Source organism: Bacillus sp. FJAT-27251 (genome assembly GCF_001273925.1).
GTDB lineage: Bacteria > Bacillota > Bacilli > Bacillales > Cytobacillaceae > Mesobacillus_B.
Window position 1 is genome coordinate 11,287 of record NZ_LIGG01000001.1, and the last position, 21,887, is coordinate 33,173.

24 protein-coding genes and 1 riboswitch are annotated in these 21,887 nt (G+C 47.9%); of the genes, 7 read left to right on the plus strand and 17 right to left on the minus strand.

Annotated elements, in window-relative coordinates:
- Positions 1-35 precede the first annotated feature (35 nt).
- From ADU22_RS00050 to ADU22_RS00100, 11 genes are all read right to left on the minus strand, one after another.
- Positions 36-746 carry a cytochrome c biogenesis protein gene (locus ADU22_RS00050; RefSeq protein WP_231687814.1) on the minus strand — a complete coding sequence of 237 codons (711 nt, stop codon included), beginning with the start codon at positions 744-746 and terminating at the stop codon, positions 36-38.
- Positions 746-1,429, minus strand: coding sequence for a heme exporter protein CcmB (locus ADU22_RS00055; protein ID WP_053360339.1), 684 nt, complete (start codon positions 1,427-1,429; stop codon positions 746-748). The genes ADU22_RS00050 and ADU22_RS00055 overlap by 1 nt, the downstream gene beginning before the upstream one ends.
- Positions 1,426-2,130 carry a heme ABC exporter ATP-binding protein CcmA gene (gene ccmA, locus ADU22_RS00060; protein WP_069188027.1) on the minus strand — a complete coding sequence of 235 codons (705 nt, stop codon included), beginning with the start codon at positions 2,128-2,130 and terminating at the stop codon, positions 1,426-1,428. Before ccmA ends, ADU22_RS00055 begins: the two co-directional genes overlap by 4 nt.
- Before the next feature lie 14 nt (positions 2,131-2,144).
- Positions 2,145-2,489: a hypothetical protein gene (locus tag ADU22_RS00065; RefSeq protein ID WP_053360341.1), complete on the minus strand. Its 345-nt coding sequence runs from the start codon at positions 2,487-2,489 to the stop codon at positions 2,145-2,147.
- A 2-nt stretch (positions 2,490-2,491) separates the two neighbouring features.
- The gene (locus tag ADU22_RS00070; protein ID WP_053360342.1) at positions 2,492-2,848 is read right to left on the minus strand and encodes a hypothetical protein; all 357 of its coding nucleotides are present in this window, start codon (positions 2,846-2,848) and stop codon (positions 2,492-2,494) included.
- 14 nt (positions 2,849-2,862) lie between these two features.
- On the minus strand, positions 2,863-3,336 hold the full coding sequence (locus ADU22_RS00075) for a cytochrome c-type biogenesis protein CcmH (RefSeq protein ID WP_053360343.1): 474 nt from the start codon (positions 3,334-3,336) through the stop codon (positions 2,863-2,865).
- Between the two features lie 5 nt (positions 3,337-3,341).
- Complete coding sequence (locus tag ADU22_RS00080; RefSeq protein ID WP_053360344.1) at positions 3,342-5,315, minus strand: heme lyase CcmF/NrfE family subunit; 1,974 nt, start codon at positions 5,313-5,315, stop codon at positions 3,342-3,344.
- 21 nt (positions 5,316-5,336) lie between these two features.
- Entirely contained in the window at positions 5,337-5,783 is a 447-nt protein-coding gene (locus tag ADU22_RS00085) for a cytochrome c maturation protein CcmE (protein WP_053360345.1), read from the minus strand.
- Position 5,784: 1 nt separating this feature from the next.
- The gene (locus ADU22_RS00090; protein WP_053360346.1) at positions 5,785-6,744 is read right to left on the minus strand and encodes a hypothetical protein; all 960 of its coding nucleotides are present in this window, start codon (positions 6,742-6,744) and stop codon (positions 5,785-5,787) included.
- 358 nt (positions 6,745-7,102) lie between these two features.
- The gene (locus tag ADU22_RS00095; RefSeq protein ID WP_053360347.1) at positions 7,103-7,282 is read right to left on the minus strand and encodes a hypothetical protein; all 180 of its coding nucleotides are present in this window, start codon (positions 7,280-7,282) and stop codon (positions 7,103-7,105) included.
- Positions 7,283-7,296: 14 nt separating this feature from the next.
- Entirely contained in the window at positions 7,297-7,560 is a 264-nt protein-coding gene (locus tag ADU22_RS00100; protein ID WP_053364398.1) for a YtzC family protein, read from the minus strand.
- Positions 7,561-7,778: 218 nt separating this feature from the next.
- On the opposite strand from ADU22_RS00100, the gene mnmL reads away from it, so the two are divergent.
- Together mnmL and mnmM are read left to right on the plus strand one after the other, a co-directional pair.
- Positions 7,779-8,747, plus strand: a complete 969-nt coding sequence (gene mnmL / locus ADU22_RS00105) for a tRNA modification radical SAM protein MnmL/YtqA (protein ID WP_053360348.1) — start codon at positions 7,779-7,781, stop codon at positions 8,745-8,747.
- Entirely contained in the window at positions 8,744-9,319 is a 576-nt protein-coding gene (gene mnmM / locus ADU22_RS00110; RefSeq protein WP_053360349.1) for a tRNA 5-(aminomethyl)-2-thiouridylate-methyltransferase MnmM, read from the plus strand. Before mnmL ends, mnmM begins: the two co-directional genes overlap by 4 nt.
- Positions 9,320-9,387: 68 nt before the next feature.
- On the opposite strand, the gene tbcS is transcribed toward mnmM, so the two are convergent.
- Positions 9,388-10,482, minus strand: coding sequence for a tetraprenyl-beta-curcumene synthase (gene tbcS / locus ADU22_RS00115; RefSeq protein ID WP_053360350.1), 1,095 nt, complete (start codon positions 10,480-10,482; stop codon positions 9,388-9,390).
- Positions 10,483-10,496: 14 nt separating this feature from the next.
- On the minus strand, positions 10,497-11,300 hold the full coding sequence (locus ADU22_RS00120) for an alpha/beta hydrolase (protein ID WP_053360351.1): 804 nt from the start codon (positions 11,298-11,300) through the stop codon (positions 10,497-10,499).
- A gap of 144 nt (positions 11,301-11,444) precedes the next feature.
- Here ADU22_RS00120 and ADU22_RS00125 point away from each other — a divergent pair, with 144 nt between their 5' ends.
- The gene (locus ADU22_RS00125) at positions 11,445-11,969 is read left to right on the plus strand and encodes a gamma carbonic anhydrase (RefSeq protein ID WP_053360352.1); all 525 of its coding nucleotides are present in this window, start codon (positions 11,445-11,447) and stop codon (positions 11,967-11,969) included.
- Positions 11,970-12,040: 71 nt separating this feature from the next.
- On the opposite strand, the gene asnB is transcribed toward ADU22_RS00125, so the two are convergent.
- Both asnB and metK read right to left on the minus strand, forming a co-directional pair.
- Positions 12,041-13,936: an asparagine synthase (glutamine-hydrolyzing) gene (gene asnB, locus ADU22_RS00130; protein ID WP_053360353.1), complete on the minus strand. Its 1,896-nt coding sequence runs from the start codon at positions 13,934-13,936 to the stop codon at positions 12,041-12,043.
- A 430-nt stretch (positions 13,937-14,366) separates the two neighbouring features.
- Positions 14,367-15,566, minus strand: coding sequence for a methionine adenosyltransferase (gene metK / locus ADU22_RS00135; protein WP_053360354.1), 1,200 nt, complete (start codon positions 15,564-15,566; stop codon positions 14,367-14,369).
- Between the two features lie 181 nt (positions 15,567-15,747).
- Positions 15,748-15,885: riboswitch (SAM riboswitch) on the minus strand.
- Positions 15,886-16,138: 253 nt separating this feature from the next.
- Between metK and pckA the strand changes: the two genes are divergently transcribed.
- Positions 16,139-17,725: a phosphoenolpyruvate carboxykinase (ATP) gene (gene pckA, locus ADU22_RS00145; RefSeq protein ID WP_053360356.1), complete on the plus strand. Its 1,587-nt coding sequence runs from the start codon at positions 16,139-16,141 to the stop codon at positions 17,723-17,725.
- A 372-nt stretch (positions 17,726-18,097) separates the two neighbouring features.
- On the opposite strand, the gene ADU22_RS00150 is transcribed toward pckA, so the two are convergent.
- Positions 18,098-18,340 (minus strand): DUF2584 domain-containing protein, encoded by a 243-nt coding sequence (locus ADU22_RS00150; protein ID WP_053360357.1) that lies wholly within the window; start codon positions 18,338-18,340, stop codon positions 18,098-18,100.
- Positions 18,341-18,378: 38 nt separating this feature from the next.
- Positions 18,379-19,104, minus strand: a complete 726-nt coding sequence (locus ADU22_RS00155) for an alpha/beta hydrolase family protein (protein ID WP_231687937.1) — start codon at positions 19,102-19,104, stop codon at positions 18,379-18,381.
- Positions 19,105-19,279: 175 nt separating this feature from the next.
- Here ADU22_RS00155 and ADU22_RS00160 point away from each other — a divergent pair, with 175 nt between their 5' ends.
- Genes ADU22_RS00160 through ADU22_RS00170 form a run of 3 tightly spaced genes read left to right on the plus strand, consistent with a single transcriptional unit; the run spans position 19,280 to position 21,860 of the window.
- Positions 19,280-20,275, plus strand: a complete 996-nt coding sequence (locus tag ADU22_RS00160; protein ID WP_053360359.1) for an ABC transporter substrate-binding protein — start codon at positions 19,280-19,282, stop codon at positions 20,273-20,275.
- 15 nt (positions 20,276-20,290) lie between these two features.
- On the plus strand, positions 20,291-21,061 hold the full coding sequence (locus ADU22_RS00165) for an ABC transporter ATP-binding protein (protein ID WP_053360360.1): 771 nt from the start codon (positions 20,291-20,293) through the stop codon (positions 21,059-21,061).
- A complete protein-coding gene (locus tag ADU22_RS00170; RefSeq protein WP_053360361.1) occupies positions 21,009-21,860 on the plus strand; it encodes an ABC transporter permease in 852 nt (283 codons plus the stop codon). Before ADU22_RS00165 ends, ADU22_RS00170 begins: the two co-directional genes overlap by 53 nt.
- The last annotated feature ends 27 nt before the right edge of the window (positions 21,861-21,887 follow it).

Consider the following 21,887-nt stretch of genomic DNA (forward strand, 5'->3'; position numbering starts at 1 on the left):
CTGTCGGGCCTGGGCAGTCGGCTCCGCTTTTCTTGTTAACTTGCAATCCGATTCATTGCTTTTGTTTTTGCTTTTCTGACGATGTCGCGCATTTTTTCAATTTGGGCTCCCTTGCGCATGAGGAAGATGTACAGGATGGTGATGGTGAAGATGCTGAACAGCAGGGTGATGAGCATTTCAGGCTCGATTCCTCCGCCTGACTGGTTTTTGCCTTCACCGAAAACAACGGGATGAAGCTTGGAGTTCCACCAGCGGATGGCCATGAATACAATTGGCACGTTCAGGGCTCCGATGATTCCAAAAACAGACGAGAGTTTAGCAATCTTTTCCCAGGACCCATCCATTTTGCGGATAAACAGATAGGCTACATAGATAAACCATAGAATTAGAGTCGTAATGAGCCTTGGCTCCCAGCTCCACCATGCATTCCAGCTAGCCCTTCCCCAGATCATGCCTGTGAGGAGTGCCAGCGTTGTGAACAGTACACCGATTTCAGCGGAAACACCTGCATAAATGAACCGGTTTACTTTTGGCTTAATGAGCGTCATCACACTGTAGAAGCCGACAACGAAAAATGCAAGGAACGCCACCCAGGCTGTGCCGACATGAAAATAAAAGATTTTTTGGACTTCCCCCATCACCTTTTCCTGCGGTGACCAGATAAACACTAAATACATGGCGATAAACATTGATGGAACAAGAATATAGAACAATAATTTATCAATCATGCCAGAACTTTTGATCATCATGAACCCTCCATTAAAAATTCAAATAATATAAAACAAGCCCCAAAAAACAATAAGTCGTAGGCTGCCATTAACTGAAGCCAGGAAACGGCGTTCTGGATTTCCTCACTTTCGAGTACGACTCTTGTTGCCTGCACGGCGGCAATCATCAGCGGACTCAGCAATGGCAGCAGCAATACAGGCAGCAGCATCTCGCTGTTCTTGGCATTGGCCGACAGCGCGGACAGGAAGGTTCCAACGATGATAAAGCCGAGTGTACCGGCGAAGATGATAAGAATGAACCAGAAATACGAGCCTGTGAACCGGTACCCGAACAGAATGAACAATACAGGGATGCTGATCAGCTGAACGACCGCAACCAGGGTGAAGTTGGCCAGCACCTTTCCCAAATAGATGCTGGCAGGATCGATTGGCGCAGACCTCAGCCCTGTGAGCGAATCATTATCCAATTCGGAAATGAACGAGCGGTTAAGCCCCAGAATGCCTGCAAATACAGTGATGACCCAGACCAATCCGGGAATGACCGCCCTTACCATATTGTTTGTCGGGTCAAACGCAAAGCTGAAAACAAGGATGACAAGTGCTGAAAAGATGACCATCATGCCGATGGTCTGCTTCGATTTGAACTCATTCCGCAAATCCTTGCCTGCAATCGTAAGCGCATCGCTTAAGATGGATGTCATGCCTCCTTCACCACCTTTTCATACCAGGCTTTCATTTCCTGAAGTTCCAAGTGTTTAGCCAGTTCAATGGTATCGACCACTTTTCCTTTTTTCAGGATGGCCACTCGGTCAGCCAACGCGTGAACCTGTTCAAAATCGTGGGAGATAATCAGGATGGAGGTGCCTCCCTGCTGCTTTTCTTTTATGATTCTATTAAGCAATGCGACTGCTTCCTGATCCAGGCCGGTATGAGGCTCATCCAGCATTAGGATTTTCGGTTCCGGAAGCAGCACTTTGGCAATTGCCAGCCTTTGAAGCATTCCCCTTGAGAAAGAGTGGATCGGCGTGTCCCGGAATAAATACAACCCAACTTCCTTAAGCAGTTCCTTTGTTTTCTTGTCCAGATCCCTGACTTTGTACAGCTTGCCGTAAAATTTCAGATTTTCCAGCGGCGTCATGTTGCTGTACAGGAAGGATTCATGGCCGAGAAAACCTATTTTCTTTTTGACTGCGGCAGACTTTTTCTTCACCGCTTCGCCGTCAAGGATGATTTCGCCGCTGCTTGGCTGCAGCAGTCCGACCGTACATTTGAAAAAAGTGCTTTTCCCGGCGCCATTTGGGCCGATAACTGCCAGGGTCTCCCCTTCCCGCAGCGTTAGCGTGATATTGCGGAGTATGATTTTCTCACCAATTACCTTGGTCATATTTTTTAGTTCAAGCATGCTCTCCAACTCTTTCATAAAGTAAATTGGCGTAATTCCTGCCTTGTTCTTTCAAGGTGCTTTTGAAATTCGTTCCTTTTCGCCCAATAAAGCTCGTCGCCAATCTGTTTCTGCTCATGGCTGTCTCTAAGTTCATCCAACTGTCTCTCAATGATCCTCTGTTTTGCCAGCAGGTGCTTAAACCGTTCTTCATCGGGATCCGGTGTGATTTCCGGTGTGCGCCTTTTTTTCATATAGAGGAATAGAAGCGCAAGGGTCAATAAGGCCAGGGTAAGATGGGGGTCCAGCCTGTTAAGCCCAGGGGTTCCGAACCAGAACCTGATCAGCCATTCAGGATGGAATGCTGGTAGGCTGCCCATGATTATCTTCCTTTCTGCTTCCTCAATTTTTGCAATTCGCGCAGAATCTCGAGCTCCGCTTCCTCTGATTTGGAAGCAGCCATTTGCTTCCTCGGGATGCTTTCCTTTTTCATAAGCTCGGCAGCCAGCAGCTGATATTGCTCTTTTAATTGCAGGAAGTCTTTTTCTTTTATCTTTTTCATCAGGTAATCCATTTCAAGCTCATTTACGGCGCCATAAACCTGGTCAAGTGTCAGCCGCCCATCTCCCTCATCTACTCCTTCTGCAAGCTTAGCCTGGACGGAAAAGAATGGAGTGACGATAAAATAGAAACAAGTCAGGATAATCGCAGAGCCTGTCATCATAAACACAATTTCCATGGAACCAGCTCCTTTTAAAAATGCTTCCGCCGCTCTTCCTCGAACATTTTCTCGGCGATTTCTTTTTCGGTTTGGGATTCCCATTTCGCGCTAAGCATMCCTTCCTCTTTCCCGCCCCTGGCTTTTCCCCTTCTCAGCCATAGTGCAACGATGGCAACACCAGCTGCCAGGCCTGCAAACGGCATTCCCCAGGCAACAAGGCCGCTCTTATCTGTGGCAGGCGTCCTTAAGGCAGCCTGCCCGTATTCATCAACATAGGATTGAAGAATCTCCGCTTCCGACATTCCGGAGTTAAGCATTTCAACAACCTCTTCATAATAGATTTGCTTAACCTTGCAGGAAGACAGTTCATCATCTGCATGTCCCTGCATATCCAGCTGCTTGATCACATTCTGGAATTCCTTCGAGTTCTCATCGAATCCTGCAAAAGCCGGCCCTGGAAGCACCATTGAGAGTATGAAAATCGCCAGCAGCACTTTTGTACGCATTTCTATCACCTTCCTGACCTTAAAGCCCTTGAGACCCGGGATGAAGTCGTTTTCCCGCCAATAAGCGCGACTGCTGTGCCAAGGACCATGATGATTCCTCCTGTCCATATCCAGCTTACAAACGGGTTCACTTTTACCTGGAGCGTTACTTTATCCCTGTTCTCCCAGGAGCTTAAAACAACATAGAGATCTTCCGTAAAGTTGGTTTTAATGGCCACTTCTGTCGATGGCTCGGGCCAAGTTTCGTAAAAGATTTTTTCAGGCTTGATGGTTCCGGCCTTTTTGCCTTTATAAACCGTTTCAAGTTCGGCAGCAACAATGCCATTGCCGTTTTTGGTATGCTCACTCAATCCTTTGAAGGTCAGCTCATAGTCTCCGATGGCAAGGCTCTCGCCCGTTTCCATCGTTTTGAGTACTTCTTCTGAATAGGCGTGGGAGGAGATGACGCCAATCGCAATCACGGCGATCCCCATATGGACGATATAACCTCCATACCTTCTCTGGTTTTTCCTGGTCAGCCTGTATGCAGCAGTTAGCGCGTTTTCCTTTGTTGCTTTGATCCGCGCCATGGTCCCCTGGACAAACTCCTGGATGTGGGTTGCAAACATGAACACCGTTGAAGCCAGTCCGATGATGGCGAAAGTTCCTCTTACACCAAAAGCAACCAGGATGATTGCCACAGCCATTCCTGCGGCAAAAGGCCAGAGGGCGTTTTTCAAAAACCTTTCAACTGTCGCCTTCTGCCAGGCAATCAGCGGGCAGACTGCCATCAGAAGGATCAGCAGGAGCAGGATTGGGCTCATGACAGAGTTGAAATAGGGAGCTCCCACATTAATCTTGGTTCCTGATACCGTCTCGGAGATGAGCGGATACATGGTGCCCCAAAAGACCGCAAACGCACCCGCAACAAGGATCAGGTTATTGAGCAAAAACGAGCTTTCCTTTGAAAAATAGGATTCTATAGGCAGGGTATCTTTTTTAATCAACTGGTACCTGGTCATCACAATATAGATGGACAGCAGCATCATAAATGACATGAAAATCAGGAAATACGTTCCAAGCGGCCCGCTGCCAAAAGCATGTACGCTTGTTAAAACACCGCTTCGGACAAGGAATGTCCCGAACAGGGTCAGGATGTAAGAAATGATGATAAGGCTGATATTCCAGGTTTTAAGCATCCCTTTGCGTTCCTGGATCATAACCGAATGGAGGAAAGCCGAGACTGTAAGCCACGGAAGGAAGCTGGCATTCTCGACCGGATCCCATGCCCAGTAGCCGCCCCAGCCAAGTTCCAGATAAGCCCACCAGCCGCCAATCATATTTCCGAGTGTAAGGAAAAGCCAGGCGGTAATCGTCCAGCGCCGGGTCAATTTGATCCACTCGGCATCCATCCGCTTTAAAATGAGCGCCGCAATTGCGAACGCAAATGGTACGGCAAGCCCCACATATCCCAGATATAATGTGACCGGATGAAGGATCATGCCCGGGTGCTGCAGCATCGGATTTAGCCCTTTTCCGTCGGCCGGAATCATTTCCGTCATTGCGAACGGGTTCCCGCCCAGCACCATCACGGTGAAAAAGAACAGGATATTGAGGAGGAGGATGACCGATACATATGGCATCATCGGGTTGTTCTTTTCCCTCGAGAAAACCAGGATACCTGTGTATCCGCAAATAAGGACTGTCCAAAGCAAAAGCGAGCCTGCATTGCCTGCCCAGAAGGCGGTGAGTTTGTAGACAAGCGGCAGGTTCCTGCTTGTATAGGCCGCTACATATTCAAACTGGAACTGGCTTGTTGCCAGCAGATACAGCAGCAGGAAGCTGGCAATCAGTGAAACGAAGACAAGGGAGAGAACTCCGCCCCTCGCACTTTCCAGCCACCTGCTGCTTTGCTTTTTAATCCCAATCAAATTGGCGATGATGGAATATGCAGCTATGGCAATGCCGAGATATAATGTGATGCTGCCAATCAAGTACATAGTGATGACCACCCATCTGTTTTATTCCTGTGAGTCATTGAAGAGCTCTTTATGCATTTCACCATCATAATTTTCCATGTCCTCCCCTTCATATTTTGAAGGGCATTTAGTCATGACCTTTTCAGCCTCAAAGACACCATCGTCCTGAAGGAAACCTTCCACTATGACAATCACATCGTCTGTAAAATTATCCGGCTGTACTCCTTTGTGGAACACCGAAAGCACCGTTTCATTCTCATCATAAATTTCAAACCGAAGCTCAAGCTTATCTGCATTCCACTTGATGGAGTCTTTAATCAGGAGCCCTTGTGTCATCACATAGTCACCATCGAATTTTCCGCTTTCCTCCGCTAAGTTTGTGATCGTGATTTCCTTGCTCCCGGCAGCAGGCATGGATGCGAAGGCCATGATGAAAATAGCCATGCCCATAAGCGCCAAAGCGGAAATTATCTTTTTATTTTTCGACATTTTATTTCCCTCCCAGCTTTTTAGCCAATTTGGCATATTCCTCTTCAGTGATTCTGCCTTCCATCAGCATGGAGCGGAGTTTGGCTTTTTTTGCTTCCTGGGCTGATTCTGTGATTTCCTCATTTTTAATCGATGCCTTCGAGCGGTTTTTCAGGAAAAGAATGAGCAAGGCGGCGGCAGCACTTACGCCTCCCGCAATCGCACCCATCATCCAGATTGGCACGGTTTCTTCATTCTTGGCAGCAGCGCCAGCGGCAGCAGAAGGTCCGGCCATTTCTTCCATAATTTCCCCTGTTGTTTTTTCCTCGCCCCGGACATATTCAAGGCTGACCGCTTTCGTATCTCCAGGCTTCATCCCCTGGAATTGATAGATGAACATGTTCATGTTATAGCTGTTTTTCTGGTGTGATTCTGCTTCTGGCATCAGCTTGAAGCGGTCCGTTTTCAATGGTTCGACGAATATAAGGTTCATAAGCCCAATGTCTGAAAAGCTCTGGAATTGGTACTGCAATGTATTTTTTCCGCCTTCATCCTTGATGCTGTCTGTATAATACTCGATTACAAATTTGTATAATTCCTGCGGCTGTATTTCATCGCTGGTTGTCCAGGATATAGTTCCGGCTTCTTTATTCAGCTCATACTGAATTTCGTTCATTTCTGTGAGGTCACGGGAATAGTCGGCTACAAATCCAATTTTGAAATTTTCGTCCCCCATAGGAAGAGGGATTTCCACCTGTCCTTTTTGGGGTTCTCCGGTATTATTTTTTAATGATCCATGATAGCCTACGAGCAAAGGAGGATGAGCCTGTTTTTTATCCTTTGGGTGATAGGCAAATTCAGGCATTACCTGTATGGTCAATTCCTCCATTTGCAGCGGCGAAGCATTTTCTGCCGAAGCCATCCATGGTGCCGTGAAGAGAAAAATGAAAAGCAGCGGCCCTAACAGAGCTCTTTTTATCATTGTTAAACATCCTTTCCAAACCATTGTTCTTGTCTTATTATTGATTAATTGGTGACGAATTCGTGAACATTTTCACAAGAGTGATTGCTTCGCCGCCGGTTTTTTCTGCCTGCCTGCAAATAGGAGCGCATTTGCATCACATATCTTCATTTGTTTTGGTATGTTCAATATCCCGGATGTTTCCCCTACTCTATTTAAACCATTTATAAAGGAGCTCCATCTGTGACGAAAATCACGAAATTTTTCTGGAATTTATCCGTTTTGTGAACAGGGCTATATTGAAAACTTCTGCCTCAATTTCTCCTTACATTGTTCAAAAAAAAGCCCCATTTCATGGTTGAAATGGGGCGAAAAAGTGTTATCGTGATTGCTCGGGTTCAGGATGGAACTTTGATTTTACTGGCTGTCCGCCTGACTCTTCATACTTCAATTTTGCTTTCTTGACCGGATCATAGTCTGAACCTAGCTCCATGTCCTGGTTATTGATGCCATTCCGCGTCTTTTGTTCCGGGTTATTTTGCTTGGAGCGTTTTTTCATGTGTGTTCCTCCTCCTAATGGTCATGCAAGATCATTTCGTTTTGCAGCTGCTGGAGCTGGAGCCTCATCCTGTGCAGCTGTTCACGCTGCTGGCCGTTGCAGCTCAAGGCCAGCTTGGCAATATCATTATAGGCACCTTCAAGCATTTGCAAGCTGGCTGTATACTGGCCTTCATGCAAGTGCTCCTGCATGCTGGCCTGTTTATATTGCTCCTGAGCAATCCTGATGGCATCTTCACATTGTTGGAGATGTTCCTCGACCGATTGCCTTGTCGCCAATGAAAACGCCCCCCTTTTTGTCATAATGAAGCCAAAATGCTTCCTTTTTAGTTTGTTCACATCAAGCCTTCCTATCACGAATCCCTGGTGTACAAATGCTTCCATTTGGGTTTCGGGATTGGAGCAGGACATTTGTCATGGTACAATTCTTTTTAGAATGCGCAGGCACTGGAACTAAAAAGTTGCCGACTGCACAAATTTTCACACAGGAGGCTTCAATGAATCAAGTCCACTCTTTCCCATACAGCCTTGACAATAAACGCTATCATACATGGAATTACCACTTGCGCCAGCACTTTGGCCATAAGGTTTTTAAAGTCGCGCTCGACGGCGGCTTCGACTGTCCAAACCGGGACGGCACCGTGGCCTACGGAGGATGTACATTCTGCAGTGCTGCCGGTTCCGGAGATTTTGCCGGAAACAGGGCTGAACCCCTGGAAGTTCAGTTCTCAACAATAAAAGACAAAATGCATGATAAATGGAAAGATGGCAAATACATGGCTTATTTCCAGGCTTTCACCAACACGCATGCCCCAGTGGATGTGCTCAGGGAAAAATACGAAACCGTCCTTAAGCAAGAGGGGGTCGTAGGGCTGTCGGTCGCAACCAGACCGGATTGCCTGCCGGATGACGTGGTCGAATATCTGGCTGAATTGAATGAAAGGACGTATTTATGGGTCGAGCTCGGACTGCAGACCGTCCATGAACAGACCGGCAGACTGATCAACCGGGCCCATGACTTTCCTGCCTATGTCGAGGGTGTCCATAAACTCAGGAAACACGGGATCCGGATCTGTTCGCACATCATCAATGGCCTTCCCCTTGAAACACCAGCGATGATGATGGAAAGTGCCAAGGCTGTTGCCAATCTGGATGTACAGGGAATCAAAATCCACCTTCTCCACCTTCTCAAAGGAACACCGATGGTCAAGCAGTATGAAAAGGGGCTTCTGGAATTCTTAACATTCGACGAATATGTGAATTTGGTTTGCGACCAGCTGGAAATCCTGCCGCCTGAGATGATTGTCCACCGGATTACCGGAGATGGCCCTATCGACCTGATGATCGGTCCCATGTGGAGCGTCAGCAAATGGGAGGTTCTCAATGCCATTGATGCAGAGCTAAAACGCCGCGGAAGCTGGCAGGGGAAACATTATTCCCAGGCAAAGGCAGGAACATCGGCATGAAGCTTGAACGAATCCTGCCTTTTGCAAGAACCCTTCTGGAAAGGTCAGTTAAAACAGGGGATATCGCTGTCGATGCCACAGTCGGAAACGGCCATGACACTGTCTTCCTCTCGGGACTGGTTGGTCCCGGCGGTCAGGTCTACGGCTTTGACATCCAGGAACAGGCGCTTGCTTCCTGCAAAGCAAAACTCAAGGACCGGGAGCTTCTGGAGAGAGTGTCCTTATATCAGAAAGGTCATGAACATGTAAGAACAACGCTGCCTGTCTCTGCCCACGGAAAAGTCGCAGGTGCCATCTTTAATCTTGGCTACCTTCCAGGGGGAGACAAGAGCATCGTTACCGTGCCCCAAACCACCATATCGGCGGTGGACCAGATTCTCGACATGCTTGCTCCGGAGGGCATCATTGTGATCGTTGTATATCACGGCCATCCTGAAGGCCAGGTTGAACGCGACACCCTGCTTGACTATGCCTCATCCCTTGACCAGAACAGGGCCCATGTCTTGCAATACCAATTCCTGAACCAGAAAAATAATCCTCCGTTTATCATTGCGATTGAAAAGCGTTCATAAAAAGAAAAAGGAACCCCGCAGGAGAATGGCTCCCCCCGGGGTTCCTTTTTTATGCCGATATCTTCCGATCACTTGCCAAATACCCTTGTCATTCCGGCCGGCATCAATTTTTGAAAGGAACGGTAAGCGCGCCCGTTCAAATAAAAAAAGTAGCTGATCGGGCCGCCGTTTTTAATGATGCCTTTTGCTAGTTTTTTGACCTTTTGCTGGCGCTGGACTTTTTCATCTGATAAATAGACTCCCAGCAAGCCGCGGTTGATCAGCTGGTGAAAGCGGCGGTGCGGCAGTTCGGCCGTATAGTGGTCGGCGTTCTCGATAAAATGGGTAAGCCTGCTGAAAAGCGCTTCTTCATTTTCATAATAAAAGCAGAAATTCAAATCGCCTTCCCGCCTGTCTTCTTCCTGGTCGATAAAGTAATCCAGTAAAATATGGAGTCCTTGTATGTATGGAAAATAGCCGCTTTTAATGCTTTCTGCATATTCGGGCCTGAAGTCGTTCCGAAGCGCATAGGAAACGAGGCAAAAAACGCCCAGCGTAGAACCTGTGCAGGCTGAAAATTCATACCATTGCATGTCGGGACATTTACTCCGGTTGCGGTCATGCCACTCTTTCAGTCTTGCTACCCTTTCACTCTGCTGCACATGTTTATGGATTTGCAGGTCGCAATAATATCTGCACAATTCAAGCATATGCTTTGAGATGCCATGATAATGTTCCACTCCACGCAATTCCTTCCTGCAGGCCAGCACAAGCTGTGCCAGATMCCCGCCATCATCCTGTTCCTTCCGCATCCGGTAATAATCCCGAAGCTCACCGTCAAGGGTAAGGGCATCCTCCATCGATTCATGCAAAGCAGCAAAATCGCGGGGGTCAAGGGAAGTGCTCCGGTCGCAGAGATTGTCGAGATAATCGCTGATTGTCTGATAGGCGACAATGAACGAGATGGCTCTTTGATAATTCCCGAGGGCAATCAGGCTCATGATTGCTCCGCCTTCACAATGAAACGTCTTTCCCTCAATGCTGGCAAGAGCTTGCCTGCGCAGTTCCGGGTCAGGGATGCATTCCGCCTTCCGTTTCCAGGATTCAAGCTCCCGGTGGACCTGGGGAAAGACTTTACGATAGACTCGGAACATTAAACTGAGGGGCATTTGCGGTATCCCCATAAGCTCCCCCCTTCCTAATAAACATAGCCAATCGCTTTTAATTGGCTGATAACAAAGTCCTTGGCGTATTCAAATACTTCTTCGCGTTCTGGTTCATTGAATATTTCGTGATAAAAGGCCGGCCATTCCTTATAGCGTTTTTCCGATAATGGCACATAGTTGAACCATTCCTTTACCAGCTGCTTGTCTACAATCCGGTCGTCCCCTCCCTGCATGACCAGCATGGGGATGTTCTGTGTTTCCTGCAAATTGTCAAAGGCCAGCTTCATGGCATCATCAAGCTCCCTGTACCATCTTACAGAAACCTTGGTGACATATAGGGAATCGTTCAAGTCCGCGTCCCTTACTTCCATATTCCGGGTTGCCAGTTCAACGGAGAGTCCAGGTGACACCTTGAATCCTGGCATAACGGCGTTCACACCGTGGGAAACAAACTTCAAAAATCTCGAAGGCTGCTGGACAAGCCCCAAACAAGGAGAAGAGAGAATCACTCCGGCCAGGTTAAGCCTCTCTTCCTGAAGCAGCCTGATGGCCACCAGGCCTCCCATGCTGTGGCCAAGAAGAAAAACGGGCAGTTCAAAGCTGTAGGCTGCCTGGATCCAGTCTTTCACTTCCAATAAATATTCATCGAAGGAATCAATATGGCCCCTGTTGGATCTCGTTGTCATGCCTTGTCCAGGCAAGTCACCCATAATCACATGAAAACCCGACAGTCTCCACATTTGGATCAGCCAGCCGTAACGACGGTGATGCTCGAGCGCTCCGTGCACCATGACAATTACTGCTTTGGCTTCACCATCCGCTTCCCATTTCCACATGTGCATTCCCCCTCTATTTCTTCCTCTATTTAAAAGAACTATAATATATAATGGACAGAAATGGGAAGATTAACAACTTTTAAGTGCTTATGTTCAATCTTCCCCATTTTTATAAATTTGCATCCCAAGGAGAGTGAGTATCCGATGATTTACCCTTATCACGGAAAAACGCCAAAGATAGCAGCTTCCGCTTTTATTGCAGATTATGTAACCATAACCGGTGAAGTTGAAATTGGCGAGGAGTCCAGCGTCTGGTTCAACAGCTCAATACGGGGAGACGTGGCACCGACGATTATCGGAAACAAGGTGAATATCCAGGACAATTCCGTCCTCCATCAAAGTCCCGGCAATCCGCTTATCCTCGAAGACGAGGTGACCGTTGGCCACCAGGTGATCCTCCACAGCTGCATCGTCCGTAAAAATGCGCTGATTGGCATGGGATCCGTCGTTCTTGACCAGGCCGAAATTGGCGAAGGAGCGTTTATCGGAGCGGGCAGCCTTGTTCCACAGGGGAAGAAGATCCCTCCTAATACGCTTGCCTTTGGCCGGCCGGCAAAGGTGATCCGTGAGCTGAATGAAGAAGATATTAAGGATATGCAGAGAATTACCAGGGAGTATGCCGAAAAGGCGCAATATTATAAATCCCTGCAAAAGGGTGCGGATACTTAATTATTTACATACCCTTTGAAGAAACAGAAAAAACGCCCATGCTTCGCTGGAGACATGGGCGTTTTTGTTGATCATGCTTGCAGGGATTTCTGCTTTTCGTATTCTTTCTGGAACGAATACTTTTTCTCTACATACACATCGTGCCAAAGCATGAACATCAATACAGTCCAGATTTTACGGCTGTTGTCGGCCTTATTCTGGCAATGGTCATCAAGGAGTTTCAACAGGTAGGCTTTATTAATAAGGTGGCCTGTGTCGCTTTCCTTTATCAGTTTCTTTGCCCACTCATTCATCTCGTCCTTCAGCCAGTGGCGGATTGGCACAGGGAAGCCCAGCTTTTTGCGGTCAAGAACATGGGCAGGCACTACGCCTTCCGCAGCCTTCCGCAGGATGTACTTCGTTGTCCCGTTGGCCGTCTTCAGGCTTGTTGGAATTTTGGAAGCCGTCTCAAAGACCGCTTTGTCAAGGAAAGGCACGCGCAGTTCAAGCGAGTGGGCCATCGTCATCTTGTCCGCCTTCAGCAGGATATCTCCGCGCATCCATGTATGGATGTCGATATACTGCATCCGGTCTACCGGGTCATAGCCCCTGCTTTCCTGGTAAAGCGGCTTGGTGATATCGGTATAGTCCAGTCCCTCCTGATACACATTCAGCAACCCGCGTTTTTCCTCTTCAGTGAACATTTTGGCATTGCCGATATAGCGTTCTTCCATCGGAGTGACTCCGCGCTCAATGAAGCTCTTGCCTTTCATACCATCCGGCATGATTTTGGCAATGCCCTTGAGAAGCGACTTTCCAGGAGCAGGAATCTTATTGAAGATTTCCAGATCCTGAGGCTCGCGATAGATGTTGTAGCCGCCGAACAATTCGTCAGCACCTTCGCCGGAAAGGACGACGGTTACATGCTTGCGGGCTTCACGGGCCACGAAATAAAGAGGTATGGCTGCCGGGTCGGCAAGCGGATCGTCCATATGCCACATGATTTTGGGCAGTTCTGCCATATATTCCTCAGGGGTGATGACGTAGCTGATGTTTTCAACTCCAAGTTTTTCAGCCGTTTCTTTCGCAACATCAATTTCGCTGAAACCATTGCGTTCAAACCCGACCGAGAACGTCTTGATCGCCGGGTGGAACTCCTTTGCAATCGAGGCGATAATGGATGAATCAATCCCGCCGGAAAGAAAAGAACCAACCGGCACATCACTGCGCATATGGATTTTCACGGAGTCAAACAATACATCCCTGATTTCTTTAATATAATGCTCTTCCGATTTCTGGACTGGCTGGAAGTGGGCTTTCCAGTATCGCTTGATTTCCATCGGGCCGCCAATTTTCTTGGTAAAATAATGGCCTGGTTCAAGCTTGTGGATTCCCTTTGACATTGTGTTCGGCTCAGGAACATATTGATAGGTCAGGTAATATTGAAGCGACTCATAGTCCAGGACATCGTTCTCGAGCGCAAGCAGGATGCTTTTCTTTTCTGACCCAAAGAATGTCCGGTCTCCATCGGCAAAATAAAAGAACGGCTTGATGCCAAACATGTCTCTTGCGCCATAGAGGGTTTGTTCCTCTTTGTCCCAAATCACAAACGCAAACATGCCGCGAAGCTTTTCAACTGCTTTTTCCTTAAGATGGCTGTATAAGGCAATGATGACCTCGGTGTCGGAATGGGTCGCAAATTCAAGTCCCTCTTTCAGCAATTCCTCGCGAAGTTCAACATAATTGTAAATTTCACCGTTAAAAATAATCCAATAACGTTCGTTTTCATAGGTCAAAGGCTGTGCGCCGCATTCAATGTCAATGATGCTCAGGCGCCTGAAGCCGAATTGGATATGCTCGTCATAGAAATACCCGTCATCATCCGGGCCCCTGTGGGTAATGATATCATTCATATTCTTAAACAGCTCTTTTTGCGTGCTGCTGTATTCTTGTGCATTATCATGTACACAACCGATAAAACCACACATTATGTACGTCACCTACTCCATTTAAAAATTGTGAATGCTAAAAAGCATACTCTCTATACTACCACTAATTGCTTTTAAATGACATGAACGAAGGAGAAATTTTTCACCATGAAAATAAAGGAAGCTATTAAAGTTTACACGCTTTGGCGGCGGGTCAAACCAATTCCCCACAATGATAGGACGAAAAACAAAAACGGGAGTTACATTTTTTAAATGCAACTCCCTGCTTTTTTAAGAATTTTAGGCACTTAGATAACTGCCAGCTTCAGCGCCTAGCCAGTTTTCATCCTGGATTAGCTTCCTCGAGTATCTTGCGAGAAGCGTAGCTTTGAGCAGCTCGAGTCATAAGCCACTCCAGAATTGAAGGCAAAGAACGCCTTCTATTCTGGAGCGTCTTATGCTGGTCGGAGCTGAGCAAGGCGCTTACGCTTTATACCCCAGCCTGCTCACGTAGTGCGTCTGCCTTGTCTGTGCGCTCCCAAGGGAGGTCGACATCAGAGCGGCCGAAGTGGCCATATGCAGCTGTCTGCTTATAAATCGGCTTGCGCAGGTTAAGCATGTTGATGATGCCGGCAGGGCGAAGGTCAAAATTGCTGGATACGAGGTCAATTAAAACGTCTTCGCTCACTTTTCCTGTTCCAAACGTATCAACAGAGATAGATACAGGCTTGGCCACACCGATGGCATAAGCCAGCTGGACTTCCACTTTTTCCGCCAATCCTGCAGCTACGATATTCTTGGCTACATAGCGGGCAGCATAGGCCGCGGAACGGTCAACTTTTGTAGGATCCTTTCCGGAGAATGCGCCGCCGCCATGGCGTGCATAGCCGCCGTATGTATCAACAATGATCTTGCGGCCTGTCAGACCGGCATCTCCCTGAGGTCCGCCAATAACGAAACGGCCTGTCGGGTTGATAAAGTATTTTGTATTTTCATCGATCAATTCTTGAGGAACGACCGGATTGATTACATGCTCCTTAAGAGTGCGCTGAATCTGCTCAAGGGTTACTTCAGGATGGTGCTGAGTGGAAATGACAATCGTATCAATTCTTACCGGCTTGTCATTTTCGTCATATTCCACAGTAACCTGTGTTTTGCCGTCCGGGCGAAGGTAAGGAAGGATTTCCTCTTTACGGACTTCCGTCAGGCGGCGGGAAAGCTTGTGCGCCAATGAAATTGGCAAAGGCATAAGCTCTTTTGTTTCGTTGCAGGCGAAGCCGAACATCAAGCCTTGGTCTCCTGCTCCGATTGCTTCAATTTCTTCATCCGTCATTTGGCCTTCTCGGGCTTCAAGAGCCTGGTCGACACCCATGGCGATATCGGCAGATTGCTCGTCAATGGAAGTAAGTACCGCGCATGTTTCCGAGTCAAATCCGTATTTGGCACGTGTATAGCCAATTTCTTTCACGGTTTCACGTACTATTTTTGGAATGTCCACATAAGTAGAAGTGGTGATTTCTCCTGCTACCAGCACCAATCCTGTTGTAACAGAAGTTTCTGCTGCAACACGGGCATTGGCATCCTTGGACAGGATCGCATCCAGAATCGCGTCTGAGATCTGGTCGCAAATCTTGTCAGGATGACCCTCAGTGACTGATTCAGAAGTAAACAAACGGCGTCTTGTTGACATCTGATTTCCTCCTCTTGGCTATATAAACTATAACGCGAGTTCAATTTGAACTCCGGATTGATACGGTACTCATTCCCTATGTAGTATGAAATAAACACTGAGATTTTATGAGAAAAATAACGCAAAATAAAAAACCTTCCCAGCTTGCCGAGGAAAGGTTTATGCACACAAGCGCCTTTCGCTCTTATCGTTCAAGGACTGTTTCCTTGCTTCAGGTTAGCACCTTCGCTTAAGGAGAATTCACCTTTCACAGGTATTTCTTCTACAGCAGGTTGCTGGGTTTCATTGGGCCTGTCCCTCCACCAGCTCGGGATAAGAGAGTATCCGTTCAAATCCCAATAATACGCAACCACCAAAAAGATGTCAACAATATTTTTCAAATCCTAAAGGCTATTACCCTGTTAAAAACACCCCAAATTAGGTAAAGGTCCTTTTGGCAAAAAACTATTCTAAAAATGCAGTTTTTTTATCGCAATTAGTATAGATTAATCATATTAATGTGTTATACTATTTGTGAGATGGAAATGCTTTCAACTTCATTTAAACCATATAAAAAGGAAGGTATTCATCAGATGACCTATGTAAGCATCGAAAACGAAGTCACTCAATTGCTCCAAGGGGACAATATCAAGATCCAGCTGTCTGTCCCGCAGTTAGTTGAAAAGGTTCTGGCCCGCAAGGAAGGCACACTCTCCGCCACTGGAGCCGTCTGTGCCTTGACAGGAAAGTACACGGGACGTTCTCCCGAGGATAAGTTTATCGTCAACGAACCTTCCGTTGCCGGCAAGATTGATTGGGGCAGGGTAAATAAGCCTATTTCCGAAGAGGTCTTTGCCAGCCTGTATTCAAAGGTCCTCCAGTATCTGAAGGAAAGGTCCGAAGTCTTTGTTTTTAAGGGATTTGCAGGAGCCGATAAAAAGCACCGTCTGCCCATCCAGGTAATCAATGAGTATGCCTGGCATAATCTCTTTGCCCATCAGCTGTTCATCCGGCCGGACGAGCAGGAACTTGCGGGTCACGAAGCTGGATTCACGGTGATTTCCGCTCCGGGATTCAAGGCAGATCCCGAAGTCGACGGAACCGCGTCCGAGACTTTCATCATCGTATCCTTCGAGAAACGGGTCGTCCTTATTGGCGGCACTGAGTATGCCGGAGAAATGAAAAAATCCATTTTCTCGGTGATGAATTACCTGCTTCCTGAAAGCGGTATCCTGTCGATGCACTGCTCTGCGAACGTCGGCCGTGAAGGGGACGTCGCCCTGTTCTTTGGTTTATCCGGAACAGGAAAGACGACCCTGTCGGCAGACAACAACAGGCGCCTGATTGGGGATGATGAGCATGGATGGTCGGCGAATGGGGTCTTTAATATTGAGGGCGGCTGCTATGCAAAATGCATCAACCTTTCAAAAGAAAAGGAACCGCAAATCTTCGATGCCATCCGCTTCGGATCTGTGCTTGAGAATGTTGTCCTTGACCAGGACACCCGGGAACCGGATTATGATGACAGCAGCCTGACCGAGAATACGAGGGCAGCCTATCCGATCCAGGCAATTGAAAATATTGTTGAGCCAAGTGTTGCCGGCCACCCGAATGCGATTGTCTTTTTAACCGCGGATGCTTTCGGGGTACTGCCCCCGATTGCGAAACTGACAAAGGAACAAGCCATGTACCATTTCCTGAGCGGCTATACATCCAAGCTGGCCGGAACGGAAAGAGGGATCACTTCCCCGCAGGCGACTTTCTCCACTTGCTTCGGCTCTCCATTCCTGCCGCTTCCGGCCATAAGGTATGCCGAAATGCTGGGTGAAAAGATCGATGAATACGGCGCACGCGTCTATCTGGTCAATACCGGCTGGACTGGCGGAGAGTATGGTGTCGGCAGCCGCATGAAGCTGGCCTATACCAGGGCAATGGTCCAGGCCGCACTCGAAGGTGAATTAAACGGAGTCGAAACGGTGAAGGACGAAATTTTCGGCCTTGATATTCCTCTCCATGTGCCTGGTGTGCCTGATGAAGTGCTCCAGCCTGTTAAAACATGGCCGGATGCAGAAGCTTACCGTAAAAAAGCCCAGGAACTCGCGGCCCAATTCCGCGAAAACTTCACAAAATTCACAGGCCTTTCAGCTGGAATAGCGGAAAAAGGCGGTCCTGTTGCATAGGAAGTGTATTAAAGGCGAGGGGCTTCCCTTGCCTTTTATTTTTGTGCGAAGAAAGCCGATGCATTGGCGCAATTTCACTTGCTTTGGATAGACTTTTTTGCGCCAAGACCCCGCATTAACGCAATTTCTCCGGTCTCGGGAAACTTTTTTGCGCTAAGACCCTGTATTGGCGCAATTTCTCTGGGACTCGGGAAGCTTTTTTACGTCAAGACCCTGCATTGGCGCAATTTCTCCAACCACGGGTAGAATTTTTTGCGCCAAGACCCTGCATTGGCGCAATTTTTCAGGACTTGGGAAGCCCTTTTTGCGCCAATCTCCACCCAACCCCAGGACAATCTTCCCTAAAACAAAAAAAAGCGCCGCGGCGCTTTTTTAATTGGTCGAATGAAGTGAAACAAGCTGATAGGTCACAAATGTCTCTTTTCCGGACCATTCAAGCTTCTTGATGATTGCTGTTCCGCTAGTGTCGCCTTCAATCGTTTTCCTTACCTCAAGAGGGATATCAATCGGATAGAGCCGGTACCCTTCCTTTACCAGCAAGAACAGGTTCTCTTCCAGCCGCTCTTCCCTTCCTTTAGTGACGATCATCGTATTCAGTTCCAGGGGCATCCCCATACGGCGCACTCCTTCCTAGATTTCTTACCTGTATTTTATCATTGTAGAGACTGGGTTTTCATCCAATTAGTTAAATCTTTTACAACCTGCCTGTTCACAGCCGGCGGGAAGTAATGCGTATATTCATTGAAATACCAGCTTGTCACAGGTTTCCCCAAATCCTTTAGCCGCTTTTCCAGACGATGGGCATGTTCTACAGAGACATTCCGGTCCTTTTCTCCATGAATGATCAAAACGGGAGCTTCGATTTTTTCTAGGTCGTAGAGCGGTGTCCTGTAGCGGTAACGGCCGGGAAATTTGGCTGGGGTTCCTCCAATGACCCGCTTCATCATCCTCCTTAAATCCTTCCTCTCCAGATAGGTCAGGGCCATATCGCTGACGCCTCCCCAGGTCACAACAGAAGCTGCCTCTTTGTAACGAATGGCTGTATAAAGGGCCATGACGCCGCCGCGGGAAAACCCGAACACATGAATACGGCCCACGTCAGGCAATGACCGCAGCAGTTCAAAAGCCGCAAAGGCATCCTGCCTGTCCTTGCCGGCAAAGTCCTCATTCCCCTCACCTCCCCGATTACCGCGGTAATGCGGAGCAAAGACAATAAACCCTTCCGAAGCAAACTGGGCAATCCGAGCTGGCCTAACCTCGCCGACGCTCTTGATTCCTCCCCGCAAATATAAGAATCCATCATGACAGCCCTTTTCCTTCGGCTGTGCCAGAAGCCCTTTTACTTTAAGGCTTCCTGAATAATAGGTGACCACTTCCATCTTGACCCGAGGATTCGGGGATGGAAACCTATGTCTTGAAATGATTTCGCCGTTTGCTGTCAATGCCTGGCACCCCCTTTTATTTTTCAGATTAAATGGGCATTCACACATTTTTGCTCTTTTCCATACGATATTTGTAACACTACCCCAAACCAGCACCTGAGGAGGATTTACAATGAAAAAGTGGTTCAAACGAGCATGCTTACTGCTTCTCGCCTTTGCTTTGACGCTGGGCCTTGCTGCCTGCAGCACGGAAAAGGTTCAAACCATCAGGCTGTCCGAGGTGACGCGTTCAATCTTCTACGCCCCTCAATATGTTGCCCTTGCCAAGGGATTCTTTGAAGAAGAAGGGCTGAAAGTGGAGCTGACAACGGCTTGGGGAGGAGACAAGGTCATGACTGCCCTTCTCTCCAATGGCGCGGATATAGGCCTGGTTGGCTCGGAGACTTCCATTTATGTTTACGCCAGGGGCTCAAATGACCCTGTGATCAATTTTGCCCAGCTGACACAAACAGACGGCACCTTCCTTGTTTCCCGTAATCCCGTGGACAATTTCTCCTGGGAACAACTAAAAGGGTCAACCTTCCTTGGCCAGCGGAAAGGCGGAATGCCCCAGATGGTTGGCGAGTTTGTGTTAAAGCAGCATGGAATTGACCCTCATGACGAATTAAAACTGATCCAAAATATTGACTTTGCAAATATCCCAAGTGCCTTTGCCTCGGGTACAGGAGATTATGTCCAGTTATTTGAACCAACTGCCAGCATTTTTGAAAAAGAAGGCAGAGGCCATATTGTCGCCTCATTTGGAACTGAGTCCGGTTTTGTTCCATATACCACCTTCATGGCAAAACAAAGCTTCATGAAAAACAATGCCGAGACAGTCGAGAAGTTTACCCGGGCGATTTATAAAGCCCAGCAATGGGTGGAGACGTCACCCCCGGCTGAAGTGGCCGAGGTGATCCAGCCTTATTTTGAGGACACTGGACTGGACATTATCGAGACGGTCATTGAACGCTATAAAAGCCAGGGATCATTTGCGAAAGATCCCATCCTTGACGAAGATGAGTGGAACAACCTTCAGGACATTATGGATGAAGCAGGCGAACTCCCTGAGTATGTTGAGCATGAGGACCTTGTCAATACAAGCGTTGCCGAAAGCATTTTAAAGTAAGGAAGGGTGCAGCCAATGGACTTTTTAACTCTCAAAGGGATCCAGCATACGTATTTTACCGTATCTTCTGCCACGACTGCCCTTAAGGACATCTCACTTGAGGTCAAGGAAGGCGAATTCGTTTCTTTCCTTGGCCCAAGCGGCTGCGGTAAAACCACTCTCCTTTCCATCATCGCCGGTCTGATCCAGCCAACGCGCGGCAAAGTCCTGCTGGAAAATAAACCGGTAAACAGGGCTGAGAATGAGATTGGCTATATGCTGCAGCAGGATTACCTGTTCCCGTGGAAGACGATTGAGGAAAATATTCTGCTTGGCCTTAAGATAAATCGCAGCCTGGATGGCCATAAAAGAAAACAGACCCTGTCACTGCTGCACCAAATGGGGCTTCAAAATGTCGAAGCAGACTACCCAAAACAGCTTTCCGGCGGCATGCGGCAGCGGGTTGCGCTTGTTAGGACGCTCGCCGCTGAACCTAAGCTGCTCATGCTTGACGAGCCATTTTCCGCCCTCGACTTCCAGACGAAACTGAAGCTGGAGGACCTTGTTTCCAATACCCTTAAACGCTTTAACAAAACAGCCATCCTTGTCACGCACGATATCGGGGAGGCCATCGCAATGAGCGACCGGATCATCCTGTTCTCAGCAAGCCCGGGAACCATCCACAAATCCTTTCCTGTTCCTTCCGAACTGAAAAAACGGCCGCCATTCGCAGCGAGGAACCATCCATTGTTCAATGAACTTTTCAATACGATATGGAAGGAGCTGGAGTCACTTGAACCAGAATAATGAAGTCAAACTGCTGCATGAACACTATTTAAAAGAGCTGAAACGCGAAAAAAGACTGGTCCGGTATTCCCAGCTTCTCATCTTTATCCTGTTTTTCGCCTGCTGGGAAATGGCTAGCAAAAACCAATGGATCGACCCGCTGCTTTTCAGTTCTCCATCAAGCATTTGGAAACTCTTTATCAGCAAATCCCTTGACGGGTCGCTTGCAGCTAATCTTTCCATCACCCTTTCGGAAACCGTGCTCGGCTTCATTATTGGGACGCTGCTTGGCACATGCCTGGCCGCTCTCCTGTGGTGGTCGCCAATTCTGTCAAAAGTACTTGATCCCTACCTCGTCATTCTCAATGCCATGCCCAAGGTCGCATTAGGGCCGATCCTGATTGTGGCGCTTGGCCCCAATATGGCTTCCATTGTCGCCATGGGCACCCTGGTATCGGTTATTATCACCACCATTGTTGTTTACACTTCCTTTAAGGAAGTAGATCCAAATTTTATAAAAGTGCTGCAAACCTTCGGGGCAACAAGGCGGCAATGTTTCAAGGAGGCTATACTTCCGGCGTCTTTTCCGACGATCATTTCAACGTTAAAGGTGAATGTTGGCCTATCCTGGGTCGGTGTTATTGTAGGGGAGTTTTTGGTGTCTGCCAAGGGCCTCGGATATATGATCATCTACGGCTTTCAGGTGTTCGATTTCACCCTCGTCCTGCTCTCCCTGCTTGTCATTGCTGTTTTTGCCACCCTTATGTACCAGCTGGTCGAATTGCTCGAGAAAAACCTGGTTAAAAATGGTTCCAGGTGATCCTGGCGATTGGCAACCATGGTGAGT

Bases quoted from the DNA above. Each gene is read 5' to 3' on its own strand.
- ADU22_RS00070 (WP_053360342.1), bottom strand. From the start codon at position 2,848: ATGGAAATTGTGTTTATGATGACAGGCTCTGCGATTATCCTGACTTGT.
- ADU22_RS00120 (WP_053360351.1), bottom strand. From the start codon at position 11,300: ATGTGGAAATGGGAAGCGGATGGTGAAGCCAAAGCAGTAATTGTCATG.
- asnB (WP_053360353.1), bottom strand. From the start codon at position 13,936: ATGTGTGGTTTTATCGGTTGTGTACATGATAATGCACAAGAATACAGC.
- ADU22_RS00125 (WP_053360352.1), top strand. From the start codon at position 11,445: ATGATTTACCCTTATCACGGAAAAACGCCAAAGATAGCAGCTTCCGCT.
- ADU22_RS00050 (WP_231687814.1), bottom strand. From the start codon at position 746: ATGATCAAAAGTTCTGGCATGATTGATAAATTATTGTTCTATATTCTT.
- ADU22_RS00155 (WP_231687937.1), bottom strand. From the start codon at position 19,104: ATGGAAGTGGTCACCTATTATTCAGGAAGCCTTAAAGTAAAAGGGCTT.
- ADU22_RS00160 (WP_053360359.1), top strand. From the start codon at position 19,280: ATGAAAAAGTGGTTCAAACGAGCATGCTTACTGCTTCTCGCCTTTGCT.
- ADU22_RS00080 (WP_053360344.1), bottom strand. From the start codon at position 5,315: ATGTACTTGATTGGCAGCATCACATTATATCTCGGCATTGCCATAGCT.
- pckA (WP_053360356.1), top strand. From the start codon at position 16,139: ATGACCTATGTAAGCATCGAAAACGAAGTCACTCAATTGCTCCAAGGG.
- ccmA (WP_069188027.1), bottom strand. From the start codon at position 2,130: ATGCTTGAACTAAAAAATATGACCAAGGTAATTGGTGAGAAAATCATA.
- ADU22_RS00055 (WP_053360339.1), bottom strand. From the start codon at position 1,429: ATGACATCCATCTTAAGCGATGCGCTTACGATTGCAGGCAAGGATTTG.
- ADU22_RS00150 (WP_053360357.1), bottom strand. From the start codon at position 18,340: ATGGGGATGCCCCTGGAACTGAATACGATGATCGTCACTAAAGGAAGG.
- ADU22_RS00095 (WP_053360347.1), bottom strand. From the start codon at position 7,282: ATGAAAAAACGCTCCAAGCAAAATAACCCGGAACAAAAGACGCGGAAT.
- metK (WP_053360354.1), bottom strand. From the start codon at position 15,566: ATGTCAACAAGACGCCGTTTGTTTACTTCTGAATCAGTCACTGAGGGT.
- ADU22_RS00085 (WP_053360345.1), bottom strand. From the start codon at position 5,783: ATGTCGAAAAATAAAAAGATAATTTCCGCTTTGGCGCTTATGGGCATG.
- ADU22_RS00090 (WP_053360346.1), bottom strand. From the start codon at position 6,744: ATGATAAAAAGAGCTCTGTTAGGGCCGCTGCTTTTCATTTTTCTCTTC.
- mnmL (WP_053360348.1), top strand. From the start codon at position 7,779: ATGAATCAAGTCCACTCTTTCCCATACAGCCTTGACAATAAACGCTAT.
- ADU22_RS00170 (WP_053360361.1), top strand. From the start codon at position 21,009: ATGAACTTTTCAATACGATATGGAAGGAGCTGGAGTCACTTGAACCAG.
- ADU22_RS00065 (WP_053360341.1), bottom strand. From the start codon at position 2,489: ATGGGCAGCCTACCAGCATTCCATCCTGAATGGCTGATCAGGTTCTGG.
- ADU22_RS00165 (WP_053360360.1), top strand. From the start codon at position 20,291: ATGGACTTTTTAACTCTCAAAGGGATCCAGCATACGTATTTTACCGTA.
- mnmM (WP_053360349.1), top strand. From the start codon at position 8,744: ATGAAGCTTGAACGAATCCTGCCTTTTGCAAGAACCCTTCTGGAAAGG.